This window comes from Cupriavidus sp. 05N38 (assembly GCF_056397345.1).
The window spans coordinates 53,197-59,411 of record NZ_JBFTNF010000058.1 but is presented as its reverse complement, the minus strand read 5'-3'; the positions used below and the strand labels follow the sequence as shown (position 1 = coordinate 59,411).

The following is a 6,215-nucleotide window of genomic DNA, read 5'->3' as shown; positions in this document are numbered from 1 at the left end:
CTGGCAGACCGCCGCGGCGGCCGGCGCCACCGTGATCCGCCTGCCGGATGCTGCCGGCCTGCCGCGCTGGCAGATCGCCTTGCCGGCCGAACAGGCGCCGCAGATGCAGGCCGCGCTGTCGGCCACCCTGCAGCCGGCGGATGCTGCCGTGTGGGACTGGCTGGACGTGCAGTCGGGCGTGCCGCGCATCGCCGCCGCCACGCAGGAACAGTTCGTCCCGCAGATGATCAACCTGGAACTGGTGGGCGGCGTCAGCTTCCGCAAGGGCTGCTACCCCGGCCAGGAGATCGTCGCGCGCAGCCAGTACCGCGGCACGCTCAAGCGCCGCATGTGGCTGATCCACGGCGAAGGCGAAGTGCCGGCCGCGGCCACCGAGATCTTCCGCCCCGAAGACCCCGGCCAGCCCTGCGGCATGGTGGTGAATGCAGCCGCCGCGCCGCAAGGCGGCTGGGACGGACTCGCCGAGCTGAAGATCGATGCCGCCGGCGGGGCCTTGCACCTGGGCAGCGCCACGGGCAGCCCGGTGCGGCCGGGCGAGTTGCCCTACGCGGTACCATTCGGCGAAGCGGCCTGAGCATCCGCCGGCGCGAGCGAGAGGCAGTCATGAGCGATCACCTTTACGTCTATTTCCGGGTGCCGGAAACCCTGGCCGAGCAAGCGCTGCCGCACTGGCACCGCTGGATGGAGACCGTTGCCGAGGCGGGCGGAATTGGTGGTACGCTCTTACGCAGGCCCGAGACGCGCGACGGCATGCAGACCTGGATGGAAGCCTATGCCGACGTGCCGCCCGCCTTCGACATCCTGCTCGACGGGCTGTGGCGGCAGAGCGGCCTGCAGCGCTTCGTCAGCGGCGAGCGGCAGGTCGAGCGGTTTGTCGACCTGGACCAGCTCTGAGCCGGCCTCGCCGCGCGGCGCAGCGCAAACCGGATACGCAGTGGACGTGCGGCGCACCTGCAGCGCGCGCGCCATGGATATTGTGATCGCAGTGAATGCAGCAAATGCAGTAAAGGAAGCACTATGTGCCTGATTCTGGTGGCCTGGCAATCCCACCCCGACTATGCCCTGGTGGTGGCCGGCAACCGCGACGAGTTCTACGCCCGCCCCGCGGCGCCGGTGCACTGGTGGGAAGATGCCCCGCAGGTGCTGGCGGGTCGCGACCTGGCTGAGGTGATCGGCGAGCCGGGCACGTGGATGGGGCTGGCCGGCGACGGCCGTTTCGCGGCCCTGACCAACTACCGCGCGCCGTCCGAGAAGCGCACCGAGGCCCGCTCGCGCGGCGAACTGGTGGCCGGATTCCTGCGCGGCGAGGACGATCCCCATAGCTACCTGTCCGGGCTGAAGCCGCGCGCCGGCGCGTACAACGGCTTCAACCTGCTGGCGAGCGACCTGCGCGAGCTCTGGTGGTACAGCAACCGCGGCACGGCGCCCTATCCGCAACGGCTGAAGGCGGGCCTGTACGGCTTGTCCAACGCCTTGCTGGACACCCCCTGGCCCAAGGTGGTCAGCCGAGTCGGCGCGCTGGCGGAAACGCTGGCGGCCGATACCGGCCAGATCGGCGCCAGCGCCGATCCCTACTTCGACCTGCTGGCCGACACGCGCCAGGCGCTGGATTTCGAACTCCCCCGTACCGGGGTGACGCCGGAATGGGAAAAGGTGCTCTCGTCGGCGTTTATCCGCTCGCCCAGCTACGGCACGCGCGCCAGCACTGTGCTGCGGGTGCGCCACGACGGCCGCTTCGAGCTCAACGAACGTAGCTTCGATGCCAGCGGCCGCACTGGCGAAGTCTCTTACCGCGGCCACCTGCGCGTGGCGCGCGACGCGGGCCAGGTACCCGCGCCCTGAGACGCGAGCGCCGGCCTGCGGCGCCACTCCCTGCCTGCCGGCCGGCGCCGGAACCCTCAGTACTGCCGCGCCTGCAGTGCCAGCGGCCGCAGCGCAGCGTCGAGCGCGCGGATCGCGCCGGGGTCGTTGCGCACGGCCAGCAGCCACGCATCGTCGAAGCCCCCGATCTCCAGCAGTTGCATGCCGTGCGGCGCCAGCTCGCGGTTGACATGGCTCAGGTAGAGGGCCGCGGGCTCCATATCGAAATCATTGTCGTCGCCACCGAGCGGAATGCCGTCTTCGTCGTAGAGATCGTCGACATCGATGGCGCGCACGCCGGCAGCGCGCAGCACCGCGAGCGCGGCCACGACCTGGGCGCCATGCGTGCTGAACTCGCGCCAGTCCACCTGCGCCAGGCAATGTCCCGCCAGCCAGGGATGGAGCCAGGCTGACAACAGGGCCTCGCCGGCCGGCGGATCGCCGACTGGCGCCGCGGCGGATTCGAGGGCGGGAATGGCATCGGCGAGGGCCTGGAGCAGGCGGGAACGGTTCTCTGGCATGGCGTGGACGGAAGCGGGCGCCACCGCAAGGCGGGCGGCAAGAAATCAAAGACCGCGATGATACCGCCCCGCGCGCCGCCGCTTCGTAGCTGGTACCAGGTACTAGGCGCCAGCAACGGCCGCTGGCGCGGACGGCGCGCGGGCACCGACCATCCAGCAGGCAGCGGTAAAGCGGACTTCGGCGCCATGCACATAAGGCGCGAAGGCGGCGCGGACGGTTTCGATGACCTGCGTGCGGGTGCGTTGGTCCGCCTCTTGCAGGATCAGGCCAACGGGACCGAGCCGGGTCAGGTAGCCGACCAGCTCGTTCTCGGGCAGGGTGCAGGCCACATCGATCGGACGGACATCGATCCCGGCCCAGCCGCTCTGCGCCAGGATGGCGCAGATCCGGTGCTGGTCGGCGAAGGCGAACTGTCCCGGCGCGCCCGGCCGGCGGGCGGGAAGGTTCGGCAAAAGCGGTGCCGCGGCGCGCTCGGCCGTCGTCATGAACGGATTCTCCGCGGCGCYCCGCCAGGCGACGAACCGCAGCCCGGCGTCGTCCCGCGCGGCTCGCCGCAGGTTGGCAAAGGCCCGGACCGCGTCATCGAAGAACATGACGCCGAAGCGCGAAATGATCATGTCGAAGCTTGCCGGCTCGAAGGCGTGGACCTGCGCGTTGGCGCAGATGAAGCTTGCCGGCATGCCTTCCCGTGCGGCGCGGGCCCGCGCGGCGGCGATCATCGGCTGCGAAATGTCGATGCCGGTGCAGCGGGCCGTTGCGCCGCGCAGCCGCGCAACGGCGAGCGTCGTGCTGCCCGTGCCGCAGCCCACGTCGAGCACCCGGCCTGCGGTTCCGGCCGAGGCGGCTTCTTCGACGAGCAGGTCTTCGAACGGCCTGAACATAGCGTCCAGCGATGCCTGCGCCTCGACCCAGGCGCGCCCGGCGTGACCGTTCCAGAGCCTTCCCTGCTCATCATCAGCCTGCTGCATGACTTCCATGATCATCCCCCCTTTGCTTGCCTTCAAGTAGCGGAGGTTGCACTATACAAATTCAAGTCGACTTGAGGTCAAGAGGGTGAAAGATCCGGACATGAACCTGGACATAGCCGAGGTGGCGCAGCGATCCGGCGTGCCGGCCTCGACGCTGCGGTTCTATGAGGAGAAGGGGCTGATCGCCTCGATCGGCAGGCGCGGCCTGCGCCGCCTGTTCGGTCCCGGCGTGCTGGAGCGGCTGGCGCTGATCGCGCTGGGGCGCGCCGCCGGCTTTTCGCTGGACGAGATCGCGCTCATGTTCGCGCCGGACGGGCGCCCGCGCATCGACCGGCAGATGCTCGCGGCCAAGGCGGAGGAACTGGACAAGACGATCCGCAACCTGAGCGCCCTGCGCGACGGCCTGCGGCACGCCGCCGCCTGCCCCGAGCCGAGTCACCTGGAATGCCCTACCTTCCGCCGCATCCTGCGGGCTGCCGCGTCCGGCGCCATCGGAGCCCGGAGAAAGACGACCCCGCGGGCCGGTTCACCGGGCGGTCCGGTACGCCAGGCTAAGCGGCTTGGGCCAGCCTGACCGGCAGCGCCTCGCGCACCGCCTCGGCGACGATGCCCGCCAGCCGTGCGGCCGGCGCATCCAGTTCGTCATCCTTGCGGTAGAGCGCCAGCGCCAGCGCAGGCAGCCGCGGCAGCCCGCCCTCGCCCGCATCCCAGGCCCGGACCGATGACGGCAGGCCCATCGCCGTGCGGATCGTCAGGCCCAGCCCCGCGGCCGTGCCGGCCCACAGGCCGCCCAGGCCCGGGCTGGTGAAGGCCACGCGCCAGGCAATGCCGGCGCGATCGAGCGCGGCGGTGCCGGCCGAGCGAAAACGGCATGGCGGCTCGAACGCGACCAGCGGCAGCGGTTCGCCCTCGTGCCACGGCACGTGCGCGGCGGCGGGGCCAATCCAGCACATCGGCAACTCCGCCACGCGCTCCATATGCGGCATGCGCACGCCATCGTCCCACGCCAGCGCCATGTCCAGCCGGCCGGCGGCAACGCCGTCCAGCAGCTCGGCATTGCGCGCCACGCGCGCTTCGATGCGCACCTTCGGATGCGCGCGTGCAAAGCGGCCCAGCACCTCCGGCAGCAGCATCTCGCCGAAATCCTGCTGCAAGCCGAAGCGCACCCAGCCTTCGAGCGCCACGCCATGCACCGCGGAGGCGGCTTCGTCATTGAGCTCCAGCAGCCTGCGCGCATAGGCCAGCATGGTTTCGCCGGCCTCGGTCAGGGCCAGGCCGCGCCCGGCCTTGCGGAAGATCGCCGTGCCTGCCTGCTCCTCCAGCTTCTTGAGCTGCGCACTGACCGCCGAGGTGGAGCGGCCGAGCCGGTCGGCGGCCCGCGCGAAGCTGCCAAGTTCCATCCCCGCCACGAAGCTGCGCAGCACGTCGAGGTCGAAATTCACCGAAGCCATGTAAATCGTCCTGATATTTGGGATGTTCAGTAAAAAATTATCTGATATTCGGGATTATTTTCGACTGAGAGAATCGGGGCGTCAAGGCCATTCGTGCCGCTTCTTCCCAGGGGATTCCATGTCGCGCGCTTCATCTCCAGCCACTTTGCCCGCCGCCGCCCGGCCTGCGAGCCTGCCAGGTTCCCCACGCCACCAGCCCGGCCACCGCTGGAAAGTGCTGGCCACCGGCGTGGCGGCCAATGCCAGCTTTGCCGCCGCGTTTGCCGGCATCCCGACCACGGCCGTGCTGATGCGCAGCGGCTAYCGGCTGGACGACGGCGAACTGGGCTTCTGCCTCGGCATGATGGGACTCGGCATCGCCCTGAGCGAGGTGCCTTGGGGCCTGCTGACCGACCGCTGGGGCGACCGGCGCGTGCTGCTGACCGGCCTGCTGGCCACCGCGCTGTGGCTGGGGCTGATGGCAGCGTCGATGGCGCCGGCGGCAAGCCATGTGCCGGGCCACGCGCTGCTGGCGCTGGGCTTGCTGGTGCTCGGCCTGCTGGGCGGCAGCGTCAACGGCTCCAGCGGCCGCGCGGTGATGGCATGGTTCCGCGAAGGCGAACGCGGCCTGGCCATGAGCATCCGCCAGACCGCGGTGCCGGCCGGCGGCGGCCTGGGCGCGCTGGCCTTGCCGTTGCTGGCGCAGGCCCTGGGCTTCGCCGCGGTCTACGGTGCGCTCGCCGTGCTTTGCGCGGTGACCGCGGTGTTTGCCTGGTGCTGGGTCCACGAGCCGCCGTCCGCGCAGCCGGCCAGCGGCCCGTCGCTTGTTGCCGGCCCGGGACGCGGCCCGCTGCGCGATGCGCGGGTCTGGCGGCTGGTGGGCGGCATGGGGCTGATGTGCGCGCCGCAGGTGGCCGTGCTGACGTTCGCCACGGTGTTCCTGCACGACTTCGGCCGCATCGGCGTCGCCGCCGCCGGCATGACGGTGGCCGCGGTGCAGACCGGCGCCGCCGTGATGCGTGTGTGGAGCGGCCGCTGGACCGACCGCCGCGGCAATCGGCGCGGCTATATGCGCGGTTGCAGCCTGGTGACCCTGTTCGTCTTTGCCGCGCTGGCCGCCCTGACCTGGCTCAGTGCCGCCGCGCCGGGCTGGCGCGCCCTGCTGCTGCCGGCGCTGATGGCCTGCCTGGTGCTGGGCGGCATCTGCGCCTCGGCCTGGCACGGCGTGGCCTTTACCGAGCTGGCCACCATCGCAGGCGCGGCGCGCGCCGGCACCGCGCTCGGACTGGGCAATACCTTTGCCTTTTCCGGTTTCTTCCTGGTACCGCTGGCGATCCCGGGGATGGCCGCCGGCTTTGGCTGGCCTGGTGTCTGGCTGGCGGCGAGCGCCTGCGCGCTGCTCGCCCGGCCGCTCTTCCCGCGCGCGTAACGCCGC

8 protein-coding genes are annotated in these 6,215 nt (G+C 71.0%); 5 read left to right on the top strand and 3 right to left on the bottom strand.

The genetic code is table 11. From position 1 onward, the window contains the following. From ygfZ to AC1DK4_RS31110, 3 genes are all read left to right on the top strand, one after another. The coding region (gene ygfZ, locus AC1DK4_RS31120; protein WP_477131990.1) for a CAF17-like 4Fe-4S cluster assembly/insertion protein YgfZ at positions 1-574 on the top strand (574 nt) is incomplete at its 5' end. Between the two features lie 29 nt (positions 575-603). Then, the gene (locus tag AC1DK4_RS31115) at positions 604-894 is read left to right on the top strand and encodes a DUF4936 family protein (RefSeq protein WP_441615541.1); all 291 of its coding nucleotides are present in this window, start codon (positions 604-606) and stop codon (positions 892-894) included. Positions 895-1,017: 123 nt separating this feature from the next. Beyond that, positions 1,018-1,842 carry an NRDE family protein gene (locus tag AC1DK4_RS31110; RefSeq protein WP_441615539.1) on the top strand — a complete coding sequence of 275 codons (825 nt, stop codon included), beginning with the start codon at positions 1,018-1,020 and terminating at the stop codon, positions 1,840-1,842. Between the two features lie 56 nt (positions 1,843-1,898). On the opposite strand, the gene AC1DK4_RS31105 is transcribed toward AC1DK4_RS31110, so the two are convergent. Then, positions 1,899-2,381, bottom strand: a complete 483-nt coding sequence (locus AC1DK4_RS31105) for a hypothetical protein (RefSeq protein ID WP_441615537.1) — start codon at positions 2,379-2,381, stop codon at positions 1,899-1,901. A 102-nt stretch (positions 2,382-2,483) separates the two neighbouring features. Then, on the bottom strand, positions 2,484-3,359 hold the full coding sequence (locus tag AC1DK4_RS31100; protein WP_477131992.1) for a class I SAM-dependent methyltransferase: 876 nt from the start codon (positions 3,357-3,359) through the stop codon (positions 2,484-2,486). Positions 3,360-3,450: 91 nt separating this feature from the next. Here AC1DK4_RS31100 and AC1DK4_RS31095 point away from each other — a divergent pair, with 91 nt between their 5' ends. Next, positions 3,451-3,924, top strand: a complete 474-nt coding sequence (locus AC1DK4_RS31095; protein WP_441615736.1) for a helix-turn-helix domain-containing protein — start codon at positions 3,451-3,453, stop codon at positions 3,922-3,924. Here AC1DK4_RS31095 and AC1DK4_RS31090 read toward each other — a convergent pair. Continuing rightward, a complete protein-coding gene (locus AC1DK4_RS31090) occupies positions 3,902-4,801 on the bottom strand; it encodes a LysR substrate-binding domain-containing protein (RefSeq protein WP_441615535.1) in 900 nt (299 codons plus the stop codon). The genes AC1DK4_RS31095 and AC1DK4_RS31090 overlap by 23 nt on opposite strands. Positions 4,802-4,919: 118 nt before the next feature. Here AC1DK4_RS31090 and AC1DK4_RS31085 point away from each other — a divergent pair, with 118 nt between their 5' ends. Then, positions 4,920-6,209: an MFS transporter gene (locus tag AC1DK4_RS31085; RefSeq protein ID WP_441615533.1), complete on the top strand. Its 1,290-nt coding sequence runs from the start codon at positions 4,920-4,922 to the stop codon at positions 6,207-6,209. Positions 6,210-6,215: the final 6 nt, after the last annotated feature.

Coding starts and splice junctions, on each gene's coding strand:
- AC1DK4_RS31115 (WP_441615541.1), top strand. CDS start 604: ATGAGCGATCACCTTTACGTCTATTTCCGGGTGCCGGAAACCCTGGCC.
- AC1DK4_RS31110 (WP_441615539.1), top strand. CDS start 1,018: ATGTGCCTGATTCTGGTGGCCTGGCAATCCCACCCCGACTATGCCCTG.
- AC1DK4_RS31105 (WP_441615537.1), bottom strand. CDS start 2,381: ATGCCAGAGAACCGTTCCCGCCTGCTCCAGGCCCTCGCCGATGCCATT.
- AC1DK4_RS31095 (WP_441615736.1), top strand. CDS start 3,451: ATGAACCTGGACATAGCCGAGGTGGCGCAGCGATCCGGCGTGCCGGCC.
- AC1DK4_RS31090 (WP_441615535.1), bottom strand. CDS start 4,801: ATGGCTTCGGTGAATTTCGACCTCGACGTGCTGCGCAGCTTCGTGGCG.